Source organism: Paenibacillus anseongensis (assembly GCF_009757995.1).
GTDB classification, from domain to species: Bacteria; Bacillota; Bacilli; order Paenibacillales; family NBRC-103111; genus Paenibacillus_E; species Paenibacillus_E chondroitinus.
Genome location: NZ_WSEM01000008.1, coordinates 872,979 through 892,515, shown reverse-complemented (window position 1 = coordinate 892,515; position 19,537 = coordinate 872,979). Strand labels below are relative to the sequence as shown.

The 19,537-nt window shown below is 45.9% G+C and carries 18 protein-coding genes and 1 tRNA gene; 16 read left to right on the top strand and 3 right to left on the bottom strand.

Annotated features, from left to right (window positions below; translation table 11 throughout):
* Positions 1-20 precede the first annotated feature (20 nt).
* On the bottom strand, positions 21-1,865 hold the full coding sequence (gene asnB / locus GON05_RS11610; RefSeq protein WP_157319242.1) for an asparagine synthase (glutamine-hydrolyzing): 1,845 nt from the start codon (positions 1,863-1,865) through the stop codon (positions 21-23).
* Between the two features lie 174 nt (positions 1,866-2,039).
* On the opposite strand from asnB, the gene GON05_RS11605 reads away from it, so the two are divergent.
* The 3 genes from GON05_RS11605 (at position 2,040) to GON05_RS39705 (ending at position 2,755) form a co-directional block, all read left to right on the top strand.
* The gene (locus tag GON05_RS11605) at positions 2,040-2,396 is read left to right on the top strand and encodes a hypothetical protein (protein WP_157319241.1); all 357 of its coding nucleotides are present in this window, start codon (positions 2,040-2,042) and stop codon (positions 2,394-2,396) included.
* 46 nt (positions 2,397-2,442) lie between these two features.
* Positions 2,443-2,556, top strand: coding sequence for a DUF4023 family protein (locus GON05_RS11600; protein WP_082562468.1), 114 nt, complete (start codon positions 2,443-2,445; stop codon positions 2,554-2,556).
* A 70-nt stretch (positions 2,557-2,626) separates the two neighbouring features.
* The gene (locus GON05_RS39705; protein WP_258567559.1) at positions 2,627-2,755 is read left to right on the top strand and encodes a hypothetical protein; all 129 of its coding nucleotides are present in this window, start codon (positions 2,627-2,629) and stop codon (positions 2,753-2,755) included.
* A 438-nt stretch (positions 2,756-3,193) separates the two neighbouring features.
* Here GON05_RS39705 and GON05_RS11595 read toward each other — a convergent pair.
* A tRNA-Arg gene (locus GON05_RS11595) sits at positions 3,194-3,267 on the bottom strand.
* Positions 3,268-3,446: 179 nt separating this feature from the next.
* On the opposite strand from GON05_RS11595, the gene GON05_RS11590 reads away from it, so the two are divergent.
* The 6 genes from GON05_RS11590 (at position 3,447) to GON05_RS11565 (ending at position 10,002) form a co-directional block, all read left to right on the top strand.
* Positions 3,447-4,340 carry a hypothetical protein gene (locus GON05_RS11590; protein ID WP_157319240.1) on the top strand — a complete coding sequence of 298 codons (894 nt, stop codon included), beginning with the start codon at positions 3,447-3,449 and terminating at the stop codon, positions 4,338-4,340.
* 110 nt (positions 4,341-4,450) lie between these two features.
* Positions 4,451-5,752 carry a trigger factor gene (gene tig, locus GON05_RS11585; RefSeq protein WP_157319239.1) on the top strand — a complete coding sequence of 434 codons (1,302 nt, stop codon included), beginning with the start codon at positions 4,451-4,453 and terminating at the stop codon, positions 5,750-5,752.
* Between the two features lie 199 nt (positions 5,753-5,951).
* Entirely contained in the window at positions 5,952-6,542 is a 591-nt protein-coding gene (gene clpP, locus GON05_RS11580; protein WP_127455273.1) for an ATP-dependent Clp endopeptidase proteolytic subunit ClpP, read from the top strand.
* 12 nt (positions 6,543-6,554) lie between these two features.
* Positions 6,555-7,823: an ATP-dependent protease ATP-binding subunit ClpX gene (clpX, locus tag GON05_RS11575; RefSeq protein WP_157319238.1), complete on the top strand. Its 1,269-nt coding sequence runs from the start codon at positions 6,555-6,557 to the stop codon at positions 7,821-7,823.
* 98 nt (positions 7,824-7,921) lie between these two features.
* A complete protein-coding gene (ispG, locus tag GON05_RS11570; protein ID WP_127455275.1) occupies positions 7,922-9,019 on the top strand; it encodes a flavodoxin-dependent (E)-4-hydroxy-3-methylbut-2-enyl-diphosphate synthase in 1,098 nt (365 codons plus the stop codon).
* Positions 9,020-9,183: 164 nt separating this feature from the next.
* A complete protein-coding gene (locus tag GON05_RS11565) occupies positions 9,184-10,002 on the top strand; it encodes a divergent polysaccharide deacetylase family protein (RefSeq protein WP_397369546.1) in 819 nt (272 codons plus the stop codon).
* Here the strand turns inward: GON05_RS11565 and GON05_RS11560 are convergent.
* Positions 9,989-10,681, bottom strand: coding sequence for an N-acetylmuramoyl-L-alanine amidase family protein (locus GON05_RS11560; protein ID WP_157319236.1), 693 nt, complete (start codon positions 10,679-10,681; stop codon positions 9,989-9,991). The two genes, GON05_RS11565 and GON05_RS11560, sit on opposite strands and share 14 nt — an antisense overlap.
* A gap of 155 nt (positions 10,682-10,836) precedes the next feature.
* Between GON05_RS11560 and lonB the strand changes: the two genes are divergently transcribed.
* From lonB to hemA, 7 genes are all read left to right on the top strand, one after another.
* Positions 10,837-12,555: an ATP-dependent protease LonB gene (gene lonB / locus GON05_RS11555; RefSeq protein ID WP_174806792.1), complete on the top strand. Its 1,719-nt coding sequence runs from the start codon at positions 10,837-10,839 to the stop codon at positions 12,553-12,555.
* A gap of 148 nt (positions 12,556-12,703) precedes the next feature.
* On the top strand, positions 12,704-15,049 hold the full coding sequence (lon, locus tag GON05_RS11550; RefSeq protein ID WP_157319235.1) for an endopeptidase La: 2,346 nt from the start codon (positions 12,704-12,706) through the stop codon (positions 15,047-15,049).
* A 23-nt stretch (positions 15,050-15,072) separates the two neighbouring features.
* On the top strand, positions 15,073-15,741 hold the full coding sequence (yihA, locus tag GON05_RS11545) for a ribosome biogenesis GTP-binding protein YihA/YsxC (protein WP_127455280.1): 669 nt from the start codon (positions 15,073-15,075) through the stop codon (positions 15,739-15,741).
* Between the two features lie 244 nt (positions 15,742-15,985).
* Entirely contained in the window at positions 15,986-16,573 is a 588-nt protein-coding gene (locus GON05_RS11535; RefSeq protein ID WP_157319233.1) for a non-ribosomal peptide synthetase module, read from the top strand.
* Positions 16,574-16,899: 326 nt separating this feature from the next.
* Positions 16,900-17,307, top strand: coding sequence for an adenosylmethionine decarboxylase (speD, locus tag GON05_RS11530; protein ID WP_127455282.1), 408 nt, complete (start codon positions 16,900-16,902; stop codon positions 17,305-17,307).
* A gap of 118 nt (positions 17,308-17,425) precedes the next feature.
* Positions 17,426-17,962 (top strand): S-adenosylmethionine decarboxylase, encoded by a 537-nt coding sequence (locus tag GON05_RS38815; protein WP_181646271.1) that lies wholly within the window; start codon positions 17,426-17,428, stop codon positions 17,960-17,962.
* Between the two features lie 156 nt (positions 17,963-18,118).
* On the top strand, positions 18,119-19,522 hold the full coding sequence (gene hemA / locus GON05_RS11520; RefSeq protein WP_127455284.1) for a glutamyl-tRNA reductase: 1,404 nt from the start codon (positions 18,119-18,121) through the stop codon (positions 19,520-19,522).
* The last annotated feature ends 15 nt before the right edge of the window (positions 19,523-19,537 follow it).

The following is a 19,537-nucleotide window of genomic DNA, read 5'->3' as shown; positions in this document are numbered from 1 at the left end:
GGACAGCAGGCCTTTTTCTATTAACGAATTGATATTTTATAGTTTCGCAACCACATATCCACTTGTGCCAAATACGCGAACAGCTGAGGTCCCGTCATCAACTGGCCGAACCATGGGAGATCGAAGTCGTTCGTGTCGGAGCTGGCGAGTGCCCGTATTTTTTTTACATCAATGAAGGGCAGCAGCGGTGAGCCGGGGTCATCCAAAATTTCCAACACCCATTTGCGAACAGCCGTTAAATAATTAGGGTTGTGTGTCTTTGGATACGGGCTTTTCTTGCGGGTTAAGACATCATCAGGCAGAACGCCTTTGAGTGCTTTTCGTAAAATGCCTTTTTCTCGGTCTCCGGATGTTTTGATTTCCCAGGGAATATTCCACACATACTCAACAAGTCGGTGATCGCAGAACGGAACACGTACCTCAAGTCCGACAGCCATGCTCATGCGGTCTTTGCGGTCGAGAAGTGTCGGCATGAAACGGGTGATGTTGAGGTAGGACATTTCCCGCATCCGGTTTTGCTGCTGCGTTTCTCCCGCTAGCCGCGGTACTTCGCTTAAGGCCTGCTGATAGCGATTGCTGACGTATTCAACTGGCTTAATCCAGTCAACTAAGTCAGGTGCCAGCAGATCGACCCGGTTAGGCAATTTCAATGACCAAGGGAACGTATTGGCAGAGAGGGCTTCTTCGTTGTGAAACCAAGGATATCCGCCAAAGATCTCATCCGCAGCTTCGCCCGAAATGGCGACCGTAGCTTCCTTTTTAATTTCCCGGCAAAACAAATAAAGGGATCCGTCAACATCGGCCATTCCCGGCGTATCCCGGGCAAAAACGGCTGTTTTCAGGGATTCCACTAGTTCAGGCGTATCGAACTCAATATAATGGTGCTCGGTACCAAGATGCTCTGTCATCCGCTTAATCCAAGGTGCATCCGAGTTTGGTTGAAAGAGATTGGCTTTGAAGTGCTTATCATTATCTTTGTAATCGACTGAAAAAGTGTGCAAAGCGCCTTTACCGCTTTCTTTGTAATGCTCCGCGGCAAGTGAGGTCAGTGCGCTGGAGTCAAGCCCTCCGGATAGCAACGTACAAATCGGTACGTCGGAGACGAGCTGCCGCTGGGCGGTGTCGCTTAGCAGTTGTTGAACCTGGAGCGCCGTCGCTGCCACATCATCCGGATGAGGTTGGCTTTCCAGCTTCCAGTACGTTCTGATGGATAGGCCATTGCGGTCAAAAATAGCGCATTGTCCCGGTTTCAGCTCCGACATATTGCGATAAATGCCATGTCCCGGAGTGCGCGCAGGACCCACTGCGAAGATCTCGGCCAACCCTTCTGCGCCGACTTCCGCCTGAAAGTCAGGGTGAGCGAGGATGGCTTTTGGCTCAGAACCGAATAGAAGGACGCTGTTCTGATGAGAATAAAAAAGCGGCTTTACGCCAAGCCGGTCTCTGACCAAAAAGAGGGATTGCTCCTGGTCGTTCCATGCTGCGAAGGCGAAGATACCATTCAGACGGTCTACACAAGCCCGCCCCCATTCAATGAAGGCAACAAGCAGCACCTCGGTATCGCAGGTTGTTCGAAAATGATGTCCGCGCAGTTCGAGCTCTTTCTTCAGCTCGGGGGCATTGTAAAGTTCGCCATTATATACGATCGTATAGGTGTAGTCTCCTTGTTTCCGGATCATGGGCTGAGCGCCGTTTTCCGGATCCATTACACTAAGACGTCGATGGCCCAGGGCACAGTGCTGTGAGATCCAGGTGCCAGAAGCATCCGGTCCACGCAAATGGAGCGTTTCCGTCATATTTTCTAGAATGGACGGGTACCCGGTCAAGTCTTTCCGCCAATCTATCCAACCCGTTATTCCGCACATAGACGTTCCTTCCTTTCTTTATGAAGAGAGCATGATGATAAAGGGTATGCAAATTGGGAATATATAATGTCTGTCCAAGAATAGCGAGAAATGTCATCGGATAGATTTTGTGTTTTAAATCCAAGCCTGTTATTATTAATGAATTATTATTACTAAACAGTAAAGGTGATGGCCATGAAAAAGAAACATTCCAAAGCACAAATCGATTATCTAGCCTCCAGAGAGCATTTTTTGCAAATTAGTAATCAAGCGGATAAACGGATTGCCGATTTGAAAGAGGCGGGCCAAGAAGTCGGACAGGCTGAACTGGAAGATATCATTGAACGTGTTGGCCTGCACCGTGCCTATAATGAACTGACACAAGCGGAGAATTTGCTGATTAATTGGACACAAATCGCCATTAAAACAGAGCCTGAATTCATTGCCAATCGCAGTAATTTCGAGGAACTTTATGAAAGAGTCAAAACAGATGCAGAAGCTAGAGGCGCTCTTCTAAATTTAGCCATGCGTTTAAATCTTGACCTTGCGTGACATTCTAAAGGGGTAGTGCCATTCTTTCTTCAGGAGGCGAATGCTCATGGATAGTCATTTCATTAGCAAGCTGCACGACAAGCAGAGGAAAGCCGCGAAGAATTTCAGGACACAAGGTGACGGTCAGCCAGGCAGTAACTTGCCTCACAAGAAGCACTAAAGTCTAATGGCATTAACAAGAGCCTGTAGAGATCACTCTACGGGCTCACCTTACTAGGAGGGAATTCATCATGGGCAAAAAAAGTATGAAACAAAAAGCGCAAAGCACGATCGATCATTCGAAGCAATCTTCACGCGTGCAGTCTAATTTGGATTCAACTGAGCCTGGCCATCATCAGCCGAATCGGCCTTCTGTGTAGGAATGTAGGAACGGATTTGTATTTTAAAATAATGCTTCAAGAAGCCGCAACCTAAGGTTGGCGGCTTTTTCTATTTAGAGGAACTACGGGCCACTATTCTAGCAAATTCAGCCTATATGAGCGTTCAGCGGAACTACAGGGCCTTATTTGACCGCCTCATCCCGTTTTCTTTAAGAAAACGGACAAATAAAGGCCCACAGCTCCTCTCCGGCGAAAAAGGGCATATTTCGATGAAATAGCGCCCTGTAGTTCTCTTCGTAAAGTACCGTTGGAGGATTTATCTTCTCCTCCGTAGTTTAGCTTGTTAAGAGCGCCAAGAGAGAGATAGCAGCAAATTTCATTGAGTGGATTGCTGCATACAAATAGAGGGGGAAGCTTCGCTTACCCCTCTAACAAAAAAAAGACCGCGAATTCTCGCGATCTTTTCTCCTTGCAATACGTCCCAGGAGGGATTCGAACCCCCGACCGCACGCTTAGAAGGCGTGTGCTCTATCCAGCTGAGCTACTGAGACATGGACCTCTTCTTACCTAGCAGCGTGTAGCTGTTTGGCGAAGCAAGAGTTATATTATCATATCTTTTTAAGAGAAGTCAACACTTGTTTTAAAATTATTTTGCAATCACCCGAACAATCAAGTAAACTGTCACCAGCAGACCAAGATTTCTGAGGTGATCCACATAACCGAGTTGTCGATGAATAACGTTATTCTTTTCCCGAAAACAGAGCAATATTACGAAGAGGAACTTACCAGGTTTCTAAAAAACGAACAGTATAGCGATGCTCTTCAACTGCTGACATTTCTGCTTCAATTTCCAGCTGCGCAATCGGATAAGATCGAGCAGTGGGAAGCATTGCGGATTTGGCTGCAAACCATGTTTCCAGAAGAGCTATTCCCTATGCCGAGTCCATCGGAAGAGGATTTAGAGGAAGAAGAGGATTTATTAAGGCAATACATACATGAGAAGTCGTCAGATGATGGGGCATATGCCTTGAAGCTGCTGGACTTGCTCAAAGAAGGTAATTTGGAGCAGCAAGTAAGCAGTCTTGAACAATTGGGTTTTATCGATCAACCCGGCATAGGCTCGGCTATCAAAGAATGGCTTAGCGAAAAGCCGCGGCACCCGCATATCCAGTTCAAGGCGCTGCAGGCGCTTAAGCAAATGGGGGAGCAAGGATTCATTGAGTTTCCCAAAAACGGGAACAGGATTGCCGTCCAGATCGAGGAGACACCGCTGTGCCCGGAGGATTTTCCATCCCAAATTCGTGATATGATTCGCAGAGTCGGGGATATTAGTGAAATAAGCCAGCCGGATTTTGTTTATTTTGCCAAACAAACTTGGCAGGAATTTTTGGCCTATGCCTATGGAACAGCCATCTATTCAGACTTGCTGAAAGCCGAAGAAGGCGCCGTTGACGTATGGGCATCCGCCTTGCACGCGATTTTGCAAGAACGATTATTTGGTTCTGTTAACCGAGAGGAATTGCTAGATAATTACGGGATTGTAGGGTCGATGGCGCTGCAATGGAAGCGGGCGCATCTCGTGCTGCAGGCGTTTGTGAAGCAGTTTAACCCCGATCCGTTTTAGGGTCGAAAGGTCGCCTTGAAATGAATTTGTTATATGTTATAATAGAATGGTTATAATGAGCGTAACGTGAAAATATGTCATCGTACATTTTTGGAAGGGGAAAGCATAAAATGAAAGCAAGTTGGGAAAAAATAGAGAAGAACGTAGGCGTTCTTGAAGTGGAAGTTGGCGCAGAGCGCGTCGCAGATGCATTGGATAAAGCTTTCAAAAAAGTATCCGCGAAAGTAAATGTACCAGGTTTCCGTAAAGGGAAAGTGCCACGTTCAATCTTTGAAGCTAAATTTGGTGTAGAAAGCCTATACCAAGATGCACTAGACATCATTTTGCCAGAAGTTTACGTACAAGCGATTGAAGAGGTTAAAATCGAGCCTGTTGATCGTCCAGAAGTAGACGTAGAGCAATTCGGCAAAGGACAAGTTCTTAAATTCAAAGCGAAGGTTACTGTTAAACCGGAAGTAACGCTTGGCGATTACAAAGGCATCGAAGTTGAAGCTGTAGATGCTAACGTAACGGACGAAGAACTGGACAGCGAGCTTTCCCGTCTGCAACAACGTCATGCTGAATTGGTTGTTCTTGAAGAAGGACAAGCAGCTAACGGCGATGTAGTTGTTCTTGATTTCGAAGGTTTCGTTGATGGCGAAGCATTCGAAGGTGGAAAAGCAGAGAAGTACTCCCTTGAGCTTGGCTCCAACTCCTTCATTCCAGGTTTCGAGGAGCAGCTTGTAGGACTTGGTAAAGGCGAAGAGAAAGATGTTAACGTTTCTTTCCCTGAGGATTACCACTCCGAAGATCTGAAAGGCAAAGCGGCTGTGTTTAAAGTGAAAATTCACGACATCAAACGCAAAAACTTGCCAGAACTTGATGATGAGTTCGCTAAAGACGTAAGCGAGTTCGACACACTTGTTGAGTACAAAGAAGAATTGAAAACTCGCCTTCAAGAGCGCAAAACAAAAGATTCAGAAGCTGCTCTGGAAACAGCTGTTGTTGATAAGGCTGCGGCTAACGCTGATGTTGAAATTCCAGCATCCATGGTAGAAGCAGAACTTGATGTAATGGTGAAAGAATTCGAAAGACGTCTTCGCTCCCAAGGCATGACGCTTGAGATTTACTTCCAGTTCTCCGGTCAAAACGAGAGCGTGCTGAAAGATCAAATGAGAGAAGATGCTGAGAAGCGTGTTCGTAACAACCTTGTTCTTGAAGCCATTGCAGCTGCAGAAAACATCACAGTATCCGACGAAGAAGTTGACGCGGAACTTGAGAAATATGCACCATCCTACCAAAAATCAACGGCAGAACTTCGTGAGCTGTTTGCTTCTAACGGCAGCCTAGATGGTCTGAGCAATGATCTTGTGATTAGAAAAACGGTTGACTTCTTGCTTGAAAATAGCAAGCATGTTTCCGCAGCAGTATAAATAAGGTAAGTAAAGGCACGTACGTAAGCAACGTGCCTTTCTTTTACCCTATTTTAGCCACAAACTGCCTACAAACATAAGAAATCCATTGAATACATAGCAGTCTTCTGAAAAAATGACTTTGCTGCTCAAACATGTTAAACTGTTACTGAATCCCAATTTGGAAAACATGGCTTTGGCCACAAAAGGAGTTGGTACAATGAGTCTTATTCCTATGGTTGTTGAACAAGAGGCACGTGGGGAACGCTCTTACGACATCTACTCGCGTCTACTTAAGGACCGCATTATTTTCATTGGGACTGCCATTGATGATGATGTGGCTAATTTGGTCATTGCCCAGCTGCTTTTTTTATCTGCTCAGGATCCCGAAAAGGATATCCACTTATATATCAACTCACCAGGTGGATCTGTAACAGCTGGAATGGGTATCTTCGATACCATGCAATTTATTAAACCGGATGTATCTACGATTTGTGTAGGTATGGCTGCAAGTATGGGTTCCCTGCTGTTAACAGCGGGCGCCAAAGGCAAGCGATACGCGCTGCCGAATGCTGAAGTTATGATTCACCAACCGCTCGGCGGTGTAAGAGGTCAAGCGACCGATATTAAGATTCACGCGGATTGGATTATCAAAACGAAACAAAAACTCAACCAGATTTATGTGGATCGTACGGGACAGCCGCTTGAAAAGATCGAAAGAGACACCGACCGGGATAACTTTATGAGCGCTGAAGAAGCGAAGGCATACGGGTTAATCGACGAGGTTATCACTCGAAACGACTTGAAATAAAGGAGTGATCCCATGTTTAAATTTAACGATGAAAAAGGCCAACTCAAATGTTCCTTTTGTGGAAAATCCCAAGACCAAGTTCGCAAGCTTGTTGCAGGTCCGGGAGTTTACATTTGTGATGAATGTATAGAGCTTTGCACGGAGATTGTGGAAGAAGAACTAGGCCACGAAGAAGAACTGGATCTGAAGGATGTTCCGAAACCGAAGGAAATCCGCAACATTTTGGACCAGTACGTCATCGGGCAAGAACAAGCGAAGAAATCACTTGCTGTAGCGGTTTATAATCACTACAAGCGTATCAATTCGCAAAATAAACTGGAAGATGTTGAGCTTCAAAAAAGTAACATCGTTCTTCTAGGACCAACAGGAAGCGGTAAAACACTTCTTGCACAAACGCTTGCCAAAATCTTGAATGTTCCTTTCGCTATCGCGGACGCAACTTCATTGACGGAAGCAGGTTATGTAGGGGAAGACGTTGAGAACATTTTGCTCAAACTGATTCAAGCTGCAGATTACGATGTGGAGAAAGCAGAACGCGGCATTATCTACATCGATGAGATCGATAAAGTAGCACGCAAATCCGAGAACCCGTCTATTACTAGAGACGTTTCTGGTGAAGGCGTTCAGCAAGCTTTGCTCAAAATTCTTGAAGGTACGGTTGCATCAGTTCCTCCGCAAGGCGGACGTAAGCACCCTCATCAAGAGTTTATTCAAATCGACACAACCAACATTCTGTTTATTTGCGGCGGAGCTTTTGACGGTCTGGAGCAAATTATTAAACGCAGAATCGGTAAAAAAGTGATCGGCTTCAGCACAGACGGAGCTAAAGTAGATTTGAAACCGGGCGAGTACCTGTCCATGGTACTTCCAGAAGACCTGCTCAGATTCGGATTGATTCCGGAATTCGTAGGCCGTCTGCCGGTTATCTCTACCCTAGAGCCGCTGGATGAAGCAGCACTGGTTCGTATTCTTTCCGAGCCGAAAAATGCGCTCGTGAAACAATACCAGAAGATGCTCGAAATGGATAACGTTTCACTCGAATTCGACGCAGAGGCGCTTGACGCCATTGCGAAAGAAGCGATTAAACGGAATACCGGCGCGCGCGGTCTGAGAGCAATCATCGAAAGCATTATGCTTGACGTGATGTTTGAAGTCCCTTCAAGAACCGATGTCTCTTCTTGTGTAGTTTCTAAGGAGACTGTTCAGAACAAGCTAACGCCTGTGCTGACATCGAAAGACGGTTCACAAGCATCAGGTAAGAAAAAAGAAGAAAGTGCGTAACCCATAATTTCATTAACGAACACACAGCCTCCAATCCGGTTTCCTTATACAGGAAATTGGAGCGGAGGATGTTTGGTGTCATGGGGAGAGAAACCATAATGTTCCATAGAAAAGATACGCGGCCCGTTCGAGTAGGCGATTTGACCATCGGCGGCAGCAATGAAGTCATCATGCAAAGCATGTGTACGACGAAAACAGCGGATGTAAAAGCCACTGTTGCTGAAATTCTTCGTCTGGAAGAAGCAGGCTGCCAATTGGTTCGCGTAACCGTGAACAATAAGGAAGCCGCTGAAGCGATTAAAGAAATTAAGAAACAGATCCATATTCCGCTAGTTTCCGATATTCATTTTGACCATCGTCTAGCGCTTGCTGCAATTGAGAACGGGATCGATAAAGTGCGGATTAACCCGGGCAATATCGGTCGCCGCGAGAAGGTTGAAGCGGTAGTTAAGGCTTGTAAAGAGCGCGGGATTCCCATTCGAATCGGTGTGAATGCAGGTTCGCTTGAGAACCATCTTCTGGAGAAGTATGGTTATCCGACGCCGGAAGCTATGGTGGAAAGTGCCTTATTTCATATCAACATTCTAGAAGAATTAGATTTTCAAGATATCATCGTCTCTCTCAAAGCTTCTGATGTACCGATGGCGATTGCCGCTTATTCACAAGCTGCGAAAGCTTTTAACTACCCACTTCACCTTGGCATTACGGAAGCGGGAACGCTCTTTACGGGCGCAGTGAAAAGTGCCGCGGGTATTGGAACGCTTCTCAACATGGGCATCGGGAACACGCTTCGTATTTCGCTTAGTGCGGATCCGGTTGAAGAGATTAAAGTGGCGCGTGAGCTTCTCAAAACGTTCGGGTTAATTACGAACGCGGCAACGCTGGTATCCTGCCCGACTTGCGGACGTCTTGACATTGACTTGTTCTCGATCGCTAACGAGGTAGAGGACTACATTGCCAAGATTAAGGTGCCAATTAAAGTATCTGTTTTAGGTTGTGCCGTAAACGGTCCTGGAGAGGCTCGTGAGGCAGATATCGGGATTGCAGGCGCTCGTGGTGAAGGCATGCTGTTCCGCTATGGAGAAATGATTCGTAAGGTGCCGGAAGCAGAACTGCTCGATGAGTTGAAGAAAGAAATTGATATCATCGTCAAAGCCTATGAAGAAACAGGCGTCATTCCTGGTCGTAAGCACTAATTTTTCTTTAACATAAGGAAAGCCGTTAAGAACCCTTGTAAGGGATCTTGACGGCTTTTTGTTATTCAACGCACGCATATTTGGGGCGCAAGAGAAGCATAATGAGAGAACTGGAAAGCTTGCTCAATTCGCGCAAGTTTTACTATGGATGAAGGAGAATGACCATGATTTTGTTAAAAAAGAACGCTGCAACACGTCGAATTTCCTTGGCAGTTACGATGGGGATTTCGCTGTTCCTGCTGCCCGTACATTCAGGCGCTGCTGATAGCCTGAACCCCAATCAGCCTGCTGCTGAATCAAAGACGAAAAAGGTAGCCATTGTCATTGATGACTTTGGCAACAATATGGATGGCACCACGGAAATGTTGAATTTGCCCATTCCTTTCACTGTAGCTGTGATGCCATTTCTGCCCTCTACCAAGCAAGACGCTCAACTAGCGCATGACAAAGGCCATGAGGTCATCCTGCACCTGCCTATGGAGCCAGTGCGAGGTAAGAAGAGTTGGCTTGGCCCGGGAGCCATTACAACGGACTTATCCAGTGATGAGATTCATAAGCGGATCGTAGCGGCAATAGAGGATGTCCCTTATGCGATAGGGATCAATAATCATATGGGCTCTAAAGCGACAGCCGATGAAAGAGTTATGAATATTCTCGTTGATATCTGTAAAGAGAAAAATCTTATTTTATTGGACAGCCGCACGACACCGCATAGCTTGATTGGGAAATTGGCGGGCCAGAAGGGCGTTCCATTTTCGGAAAATCAGCTGTTTTTTGACGACCTCTATACCTACAGCCACATTAGCAAGCAGATGGTAAAGTTTAAGAAGTTTGTGAAAGACAGAGATTTGGTTATTGCCATTGGACATGTTGGCCCTCCTGGGAAGAAAACAGCTCAAGTCATCAAGGAGGCCATTCCAACGATTCAAAAGGAAGCAACCTTTGTTCCTCTTTCACAAACGGTGAATCTTAACGCGAGATAGTAGGATTATTGACCATCCCAAAGTATTCATCCACAGCCCGGGCAACGGCATCCGCGAGTTTGGCTTGATGGTGAGAGCTATTCAACAGCTTGCGATCGGATTTATTTGAAATAAATCCGAACTCCACGATAACGGCCGGGTATTTGGTGTTTCGAAGCACATAATATTTTTTTCCGAGAATAGGCAGTTCCTTTGAGCCGTACACACGATTAAGCGAGTTTTGCAGCAAATTGGCAAACAGGATACTTTCAGATCGATTTTGGTGAAAAACAAGAGGTCCTCGCCGATTTGGTTTGCCCGACCAGTTAATATGCATGCTGAGCATCATTTTAGGCTTAATCGTGTTGGCTATTCCGGATCGCTGTGCCAAATCTTTGCGATGTCTTCCTCCATAGGACCATTTATTATCTTGGCTCAAGGCATAATCATCGGTTCGGTTGATAATGACACGGTAGCCTTTTTTCTGAAGTAGTTTGTAAGTCTTTTTAGAGATTGCTAAGTTCATATCTTTTTCTTGGTATTTGCCGTATTTAGCTCCGGAATCAACACCGCCGTGGCCTACATCAATAATGATATCGGCATAAGGGAGCAGGGGGTTTCCTGCAAAAGCATAAGCATCAGAGCCTGCTGCTGCGAGGAGGCACAGAAAAAGAAGGACGATTGTCAATAAGCGCTTCAAAATGCCACATCCTTTTGCATGAAAGGTCATCTCTTATCCTTCTTCATAAAGGGAGCTTACATACGTCAATCAAAAGTTTGCATGGATTGGATTAACCTTCTTTTACACGGGAATAATGGAAGTTATCGCTAAGGTTTTACTAAGGAGGCATGACAATGAGTCTAAGTATTATTTTAATGGTAATTCAAGTGTTTTTTGCGGTTGTTATCGGGCTGTATTTCTGGAATTTACTGCGTAACCAACAGACGAATCGGACTGCTGTCGATAGAGAATCCAGAAAAGAATTGGAGAAGCTCAGAAAGCTTAGATCCATATCACTGACAAAGCCGTTATCGGAGAAAACGAGACCTTCCTCCATGCAGGATATTGTTGGCCAAGTGGAAGGCTTGAAGGCTTTGAAGGCCGCTCTGTGCGGCGCTAATCCACAGCATGTTCTCATTTATGGGCCTCCGGGTGTCGGTAAAACAGCTGCTGCCCGCGTCGTGTTGGAGGAAGCGAAGAAAAATCAGGAATCTCCTTTCCGGGCGGATTCTAAATTCACGGAGATTGATGCGACAACAGCTCGCTTCGATGAGAGAGGGATTGCCGATCCCTTAATCGGTTCTGTTCACGATCCAATTTATCAAGGTGCAGGCGCAATGGGCGTTGCGGGAATTCCGCAGCCGAAGCCAGGCGCAGTGACCAAGGCGCATGGGGGCATTCTGTTCATCGATGAAATCGGTGAATTGCACCCAACGCAAATGAACAAATTATTAAAGGTGCTGGAAGACCGTAAAGTATTTCTTGAGAGCGCGTATTACAGCTCGGAAGATACGAATATTCCAGGTTATATCCATGATATATTTCAAAATGGCCTTCCTGCGGATTTCCGTTTAGTGGGGGCTACGACCCGTACGCCAAGCGAGATTCCACCAGCTATTCGGTCACGGTGTCTGGAAATCTTTTTCCGCCCTCTTTTACCGGAAGAAGTTGGAGAGATTGCACGCAAAGCTTTGGATAAGATCGGCTTTAAGAAATGCGAAGCTGCCGTCGGGGTTGTCATGAAGTATGCAACGAACGGCCGGGAAGCTGTGAACGTTATTCAACTTGCAGCCGGTATCGCTTTATCGGATAAAAGAGATGAAATTACGGCTTCCGACATAGAATGGGTTGTAAATTCATCACAAATCCCTCCCAGACCTGAACGCAAAGTACCTGCCCAACCGCAAGTTGGATTTGTTAACGGGTTAGCTGTTTATGGTCCTAATTTGGGTACCTTGCTTGAGATTGAAGTATCAGCTATTCCAATCGCCGTCGCAGGTACAGGGAAATTCAACATCACAGGTGTGGTGGATGAAGAAGAAATGGGAGGAGGATCACGGACAATTCGCCGAAAAAGCATGGCTCGCGGCTCTGTAGAAAACGTGCTGACAGTCCTCCGCAAGCTCGGATTCAACACTTCCGATTATGATCTGCATATTAACTTCCCCGGCGGTGTGCCGATTGACGGGCCTTCTGCCGGTATTTCAATGGCAACAGCTATCGCATCTGCGATACACAGAATTCCTGTCGATAACAAACTGGCCATGACGGGTGAAATGAGCATACATGGGAAAGTCAAACCGGTAGGCGGTGTAGTCGCGAAAGTGGAGGCCGCATTCCAAGCTGGAGCAACCAAAGTCATCATCCCGAAGGAAAATTGGCAGGAGATGTTTGCTGATTTACCAGGGGTAGAGGTCGTTGCTGCGGAATCCATCGAGGAAGTCTTGAGTGCTGCACTGGGAATTGAGCTTCATGACAATGTCATTCCTTTGCCTTTTGCCGCAGAAAGAACAATTGCTTCATCGACATTGCCGATTCTGCATGCGAATTCACAGCACACGATTGATTCCTAAATTCAGCTGCAATTACCTTACATGCCGCGTTAGGTGCCAATTGGTGTTTTCTGTGCAGTTTTGATAAAATGTAAAGGGCAACGGATGAATACAATAATGAGAGACTTTGAGCAGGGCTCAGAGCTCCCTATATATGGAGGTGCAGAGGATGGGACCCGGAAAAATCAAGGTGCGCAGATTGCCGCTATTGCCTCTAAGGGGACTGCTGGTTTATCCGAGCATGGTTCTACATCTGGATGTAGGGCGGGAAAAGTCGGTTAAAGCATTAGAGCGGGCAATGGTGGATGACAGCATGATACTCCTCTGCTCTCAATCTGAGATCAACATTGAAGAGCCTTCCAAAGAAGATATTTATCGCATCGGGACTATTGCTAAGGTGCGGCAAATGCTGAAGCTGCCGAATGGAACGATTCGTGTCTTGGTAGAAGGCGTGTTGCGTGCTGAGATTGTAGAGTACCTCGTGAATGATGAATACTACGAAGTGACGGCAAGAGAGCTGCCTGAGCAAGAAATAACGGATCCAGAGATTGATGCGCTGATGCGTACCGTCCTGAACCAATTCGAGCATTATATCAATTTATCTAAAAAGGTGACACCAGAGACGCTCGCGGCTGTATCCGATATCGATGAGCCAGGCCGTTTAGCTGATGTCATCTGCAGTCATTTGTCGCTCAAAATCAAGGATAAGCAAGACATTTTGGAGACCGTGGATGTGCGTGAGCGGCTTGAGAAAATGCTGAATATTCTCAACAATGAGCGAGAAGTGCTTGAACTGGAGCGCAAGATTAGTCAACGCGTCAAAAAGCAGATGGAAAAAACGCAGAAGGAATACTACCTTCGCGAGCAGATGAAAGCGATCCAGAAGGAACTTGGCGATAAGGAAGGCCGCGCAGGCGAAGTCGATGAGCTGCGGAGTCAATTGTCGGAAGCTGAGCTGCCTGACAAGGTGCGTGAGAAGGTCGAGAAAGAAATCGACCGTCTGGAGAAAATGCCGGCAACCTCTGCAGAGGGCGGCGTCATTCGCAACTACATTGATTGGCTGCTCGGGCTGCCTTGGTCCAAATCGACCGTAGATGATCTTGATTTGAACCTCGCCGAGGACATTCTCAATGAGGATCATTTCGGGCTTGAGAAACCGAAGGAACGCGTGCTGGAGTACTTGGCTGTGCAGAAGCTGGTCAAAAAGCTGAAAGGTCCTATCCTTTGTCTGGTGGGTCCGCCAGGGGTCGGTAAAACGTCCATCGCCCGCTCGATCGCAAGATCCATGGGCAGACAATTTATCCGCATCTCGCTCGGCGGTGTCAGGGATGAAGCGGAGATCCGCGGCCATCGCCGCACGTATGTTGGAGCTATGCCCGGCAGGATCATCCAGGGGATGAAAAATGCCGGAGCCAATAATCCCGTTTTCTTATTAGACGAAATCGATAAAATGGCCATGGATTTCCGCGGTGATCCTGCATCAGCGCTGTTGGAAGTTCTGGATCCCGAGCAAAATAGCACTTTTAGTGATCATTTCATTGAAGTTCCGTTCGACTTGTCCAACGTCATGTTCGTCACAACCGCTAATGCTGTGCACAATATTCCGCGTCCTTTGTTAGATCGGATGGAGGTTCTGTACATCCCGGGCTATACGGAAATTGAGAAAATGCAGATAGCCAAGAAATATTTGCTGCCGAAGCAAAAGCGAGATCATGGTTTAGAGGAAGATCAACTTGTCGTTGATGACGCAGCGTTGATGAAAATCGTCCGTGATTACACACGAGAAGCCGGTGTTCGTAATCTAGAGCAGCAAGTTGCCGGGATGAACCGGAAGGCAGCCAAAAAAATCGTGTCCGACCCTTCAACGCCGGTGCATGTAACGGAAGAGAACCTGAAGGACTACTTGGGTCCTGTTAAGTTCCGGTACAATGTAGCGGAAGAGAAGGATCAGATCGGAGCGGTCACAGGGCTTGCCTGGACGGAAGTCGGCGGAGATACGCTGGTCATTGAAGTGACCGTGATGCAAGGCACAGGCAAGCTGACGCTGACAGGTAAGCTCGGAGATGTCATGAAGGAGTCCGCACAAGCAGCGTTCAGCTATACGCGAACACGCGCTGATGTGCTTGGGATTGCACCTGACTTCCACGAGAAGAATGACATCCATATCCACATTCCGGAGGGTGCGATACCCAAAGACGGTCCTTCCGCCGGGATAACGATGGCAACCGCCTTGATCTCGGCTTTGACGAATATCCCGGTTTCCCGCTCAGTTGCAATGACGGGCGAAATCACACTTCGCGGCCGCGTGCTGCCAATCGGGGGACTGAAAGAAAAGGCACTCGCTGCACATCGTGCTGGTATTCGTACCATTCTGCTGCCTCAGGATAATGAGAAAGATATCGTTGAAATTCCAGAAAGTGTCCGTGATGAGATGACCTTTATACCGGTTAGCCATATGGATCAGGTGCTCGAACATGCACTTGTGAAGAATAGGCCGCCAGCTCACGTCGGATAACCATAGAAAGTAGTTGAACATTCTTGAAAGTCAATCAAGCTGAGTTTGTCATCAGTGCGGTTGGACCTAGCCAATATCCAGAGGATGCCTTGCCGGAGATTGCTCTGGCAGGGCGTTCTAATGTCGGGAAATCCTCGCTCATTAACTGCTTGATCTCCCGCAAAAACTTGGCAAGAACCAGCTCCCAACCGGGTAAAACCCAAACACTGAACTATTATAAAGTAAATCAGGACTTATATTTTGTTGATCTTCCCGGTTATGGTTACGCCAAAGTATCCAAAACAAAAAGAGAACAATGGGGAAAATTCATTGAGAATTACTTATTGAACCGCGAAACGTTGCGTCTTGTCATGCAGTTGGTGGATTTAAGACATCCGCCTTCCAAGGATGACCAAGCGATGTATGAATGGTTAAGACATAACGATGTGCCTGTTCTCGTGGTTGCAACGAAAGCAGATAAGATTCCCAAAAGCCAATGGGCCAAACACCTTAAAATTGTGCGAGAAACACTGGGAATGGATAAAGGCGTTCAGCCTCTGATGTTCTCTTCTGAGCTTACGCTCGGGAAGGACGAGCTGTGGGGGATCCTGGAGCAAGCTATTGCTTATGGAGAGCCGGAAGTGGAAGCAGCTGAAGCCCCGGCTGGAACGATTGAAACAAACGAAGAAGTAATCCAGCGAGAACCGTCCTGATTCAAAGGGCGGTTTTTTGTGTATATGAGAGTAAGATGCCAAAAGAGAGAGGAAATCAAGAAGAAGCATACAGGAAAGTGAGGTTTTCTAGGGAAAATTTACTGGCATTCCGTATTTCCTTGGTTTTTTCAGAATATTTGGCGGATTATCATGAAATGCACGCAGGAATATTAATGCCGCTTGTAGTATAATAATAAACAAGGTAATTGTTCATTGCTTGAAAACAAAGAATCGAGGGATTTTTATGGCACAAAGGTTAGCGACTGAATATGTCAAGACCTGCCTCCAGTTAACAGAAGCCGAGATGTTCAGGTTTTTTCAAATGTTCGTGGACCATCAAGTGACTTTGCAAGTGAAGGTTTTGGAAAATGGCAATCAAGAAGTTGTTTTTCAAGATGGTGCAGGTCAAGAAATCGTCCTATCATTTGAGAAGAAATCGGGCCTATATGAATGTACAGGATCCTGCAGATTAAGTAATACTTTACTGGCTAATTTAATGCGAAAAGCTGTATCAGAGTTCAAAGGAAGCGCAACGGTAAACCGAATTTATTCCAGCTATACCATGGTATACTACTATGAGCGCGGTACTGTTGTGAAGATTGAAGAAGTTAAAGGGCAATTGATAACGGTCATTTATGAGTTCCGAGATACCATTGGCCTCATGCAAGAAATGTTCCAAAAGAGAGAAGTCGAACAAGAGATCGAAATGATCTACGACCAAATTAATCATCTTCTAGACTTGCGCAATATGGTGCAGGAACAAGGAGAACACCAGCAGATCGACACTCGCCTCAATGAGCTCACACATCGTTTGTTTATTTTGGAGGCTTAACAACCACATATACATGCAAATGGAAGACCCGATTAAGGGTCTTTTTTGTGTCCAAATTACGACTTTTTGAGCCGAATGAACAAGTTAAACGCCTTCTACATAGATTAGATATTGCGTGCTCGGATGAGAAGGGCTTTGGCAAAAAAAACTATTGCATTTCTCGTCGATAGATGTTATTTTTATTCTCGTTGAAACAATATAGGAACCAGGATTCACTCAGGACATTGAATGTTGCGAGAGATAATACCCTCGGGAAGTGAATGACGTAGGTCCTAGCGGATGAAATTTTTACACACATTTTATTCCTAGGAAGGGGGAACCGAAAGATGGAAACTGAATACTCAACTTTCGGAAGACACGTTGCTGTAGATACTTGGGGGGTAGATTTCGAACTTCTGAACAATGCAGAATGGTTGCAGGCTCAGATGGTAGAAGCTGCCGAGGTATGCGGAGCAACCGTACTATCTGTACAATCCAAGCAATTTGAACCACAAGGAGCAACTGTACTTGTTATGTTGTCCGAGAGTCATCTCTCCATTCACACTTATCCTGAGAGAGGTTTTGCCGCGCTTGACTGTTATACTTGCGGTGAGACAGTGGACCCTCAATTAGCAATTGATTTTATGGTATCCGTATTGAAACCAGAAACATTCCATGCGAAGAAATTAGTTCGCGGAATGGGTGAATTGCAAGTAGAAACTCCTGAAATTAAGCTAGCAGAGCTTGTGAAATAAGGTTCTGCACATAACAATAACGATGGCCACGGAGAAATCCGTGGTTATTTGTTTGTCCTTCTTCCCATACAATGTTATTGCGGCACATGTCCAATAAGGGAAGCGGGGAGTTAACGCAGTGAGACGAAAAATAACAAGAAAAGCAGTCCTGTACTGTATTGTTCTGTTTCTCATCATTTGGCCCATCTATCAGCTGTCACAAATGCTTGGCCATCATAAAGAAAAACATGACGCATCCCATCTGCTGTATCAGGTTTCGTTATTTCAGATGGAACTTTTAATGAGCTACCTGGAGGAAGCCGCGCAAAGCAAAACGACAGATGAGCTGGCGGCGAGCCAGCAGGCTTTATACTCTGCGGGCTATACGCATGAACGTCTTGTACTGGCGGCAGGGGGATCGGCCTATCTCACTCCCATGTCCAGTATGATACAGTTATCGCAGTACTTGCAGCGACTCCAGATTGGCGGTGAACGGGCACTAAAGCCTGATGAACTGCAAACGCTCAAAGAAGCCGGGCTGCAATATAAAAGCATGTATGAGATATATGAGAAAATCATGGCCTCCAATGGAGATATTGTGTCTTCCCAAAACACGAAACTGGCGGAGCTCGATAGCAATTTAACGGCTTTTCTCCGCAAAAAACTGCTTCAATAAATGGGCTTCTTGCCAATTCAGGTATAGGCGAGCCGAATGCTGTTAAAACTAACGAGCATAGTGAAGCATTCATAATTTATTCAAAAATTTTGTCGGATTGAATAGTTTGCTGTGCTATAATGTTCATAGAAAATGAAAGAAGGGCAGGTGGTACACTTGCATATTGTAACAGTTGGTCTTAATTATCGAACAGCTCCAGTTGAAATTCGCGAGAAGTTTGCTTTTTCCGAACAAGATTTGCCGATCGCATTGGCGGAATTGAAAGAAACAAAAAGCATCTTAGAATGTGTAATTGTCGCCACCTGCAATCGCACGGAAATTTACGCCGTTGTGGATCGACCACAGATGTGCAATCATTATTTAACACATTTTATTGAGCGGTGGTTCCAAGTTCCCAAGGCTCAGTTTCAGAAACATTTATATATGCATGAAAATGAGAAGGCGATTGAGCATTTATTCCGCGTAACCAGCGGTTTAGATTCTATGGTGATAGGGGAAACCCAAATTCTAGGACAGGTCAAAGAAGCTTTTTTATCGTCTCAAAAAATGAAAGCGACGGGTTCTTATTTCAACACGTTGTTTAAGCAATCCGTTACTTTAGCCAAAAAGGCGCATTCCGAAACGGGCATTAGCAATAATCCGGTTTCTGTTTCTTATGCTGCTGTGGAGCTCGGTAAGCGGATTTTTGGTACATATAACAATAAAACCGTTATGATTATCGGCGCCGGGAAGATGAGCGAGCTCACGGTTAAGCATTTGTATGCGAACGGGGCTAACAAAGTTATCGTCGTTAACCGTACGTTTGAGCGTGCAGCCGAGTTAGCGGATAAATTCAACGGTATTCCGTGCACCATGGACAAAATGGCTTCGTATTTGCCAGAGGTGGATATTATTATCTCCTCGACAGGTGCTCCGGGTTATGTTTTAACAAAAAATGATATTCAGTCTTATGTCCAAAAGAGAAAATCACGCCCGCTGTTCATGATGGATATTGCCGTGCCTCGTGATTTGGATCCACAAATTAGCGAACTGCCGAATGTGTTCCTGTATGATATTGATGACTTGGAGCATATCGTTGATAAGCATTTGCAGGAGAGAAAGAAAGAAGCTGCCAAGATTGAGACAATGATTGAAACGGAAATCGGTGTGTTTGAACAGTGGACAAAGACACTTGGCGTAAGTCCGGTGATTAACGCTCTACAGGCGAAAGCCAGCCAGATTCACGAAGAGACGATGGAGAGCATGCTGAATAAGCTGCCTGATCTCGATGAGCGTGAAATTAAAGTGATCCGTAAATTAACCAAAAGCATCGTGAACCAAGTGCTGCGAGACCCTATCCTGCGTATTAAGGAAATGGCGGGAGAACGCCATGGGGAAGAAGCACTCGACCTCTTCACGAAATTATTTGCCCTGGAAGAGACATTAGAACAACAAGAGCAAGCCAATCAATTAGCACAAGAGCTGGAAGCCGGGCAGAAAGCGCAGGAAGCGAAACAGCTTCTGGAAGAGAAACTGTCCGTACGCGGGTTACAAACCGCTGACATTCTGGCAAAATCTTGAGAATAAAGGCGCTAA

Coding starts and splice junctions, on each gene's coding strand:
- clpX (WP_157319238.1), top strand. CDS start 6,555: ATGTTTAAATTTAACGATGAAAAAGGCCAACTCAAATGTTCCTTTTGT.
- GON05_RS39705 (WP_258567559.1), top strand. CDS start 2,627: ATGGGCAAAAAAAGTATGAAACAAAAAGCGCAAAGCACGATCGATCAT.
- lon (WP_157319235.1), top strand. CDS start 12,704: ATGGGACCCGGAAAAATCAAGGTGCGCAGATTGCCGCTATTGCCTCTA.
- GON05_RS11605 (WP_157319241.1), top strand. CDS start 2,040: ATGAAAAAGAAACATTCCAAAGCACAAATCGATTATCTAGCCTCCAGA.
- speD (WP_127455282.1), top strand. CDS start 16,900: ATGGAAACTGAATACTCAACTTTCGGAAGACACGTTGCTGTAGATACT.
- tig (WP_157319239.1), top strand. CDS start 4,451: ATGAAAGCAAGTTGGGAAAAAATAGAGAAGAACGTAGGCGTTCTTGAA.
- GON05_RS11600 (WP_082562468.1), top strand. CDS start 2,443: ATGGATAGTCATTTCATTAGCAAGCTGCACGACAAGCAGAGGAAAGCC.
- lonB (WP_174806792.1), top strand. CDS start 10,837: ATGAGTCTAAGTATTATTTTAATGGTAATTCAAGTGTTTTTTGCGGTT.
- GON05_RS11565 (WP_397369546.1), top strand. CDS start 9,184: ATGATTTTGTTAAAAAAGAACGCTGCAACACGTCGAATTTCCTTGGCA.
- GON05_RS11590 (WP_157319240.1), top strand. CDS start 3,447: ATGAATAACGTTATTCTTTTCCCGAAAACAGAGCAATATTACGAAGAG.
- clpP (WP_127455273.1), top strand. CDS start 5,952: ATGAGTCTTATTCCTATGGTTGTTGAACAAGAGGCACGTGGGGAACGC.
- ispG (WP_127455275.1), top strand. CDS start 7,922: ATGTTCCATAGAAAAGATACGCGGCCCGTTCGAGTAGGCGATTTGACC.
- asnB (WP_157319242.1), bottom strand. CDS start 1,865: ATGTGCGGAATAACGGGTTGGATAGATTGGCGGAAAGACTTGACCGGG.
- GON05_RS11535 (WP_157319233.1), top strand. CDS start 15,986: ATGGCACAAAGGTTAGCGACTGAATATGTCAAGACCTGCCTCCAGTTA.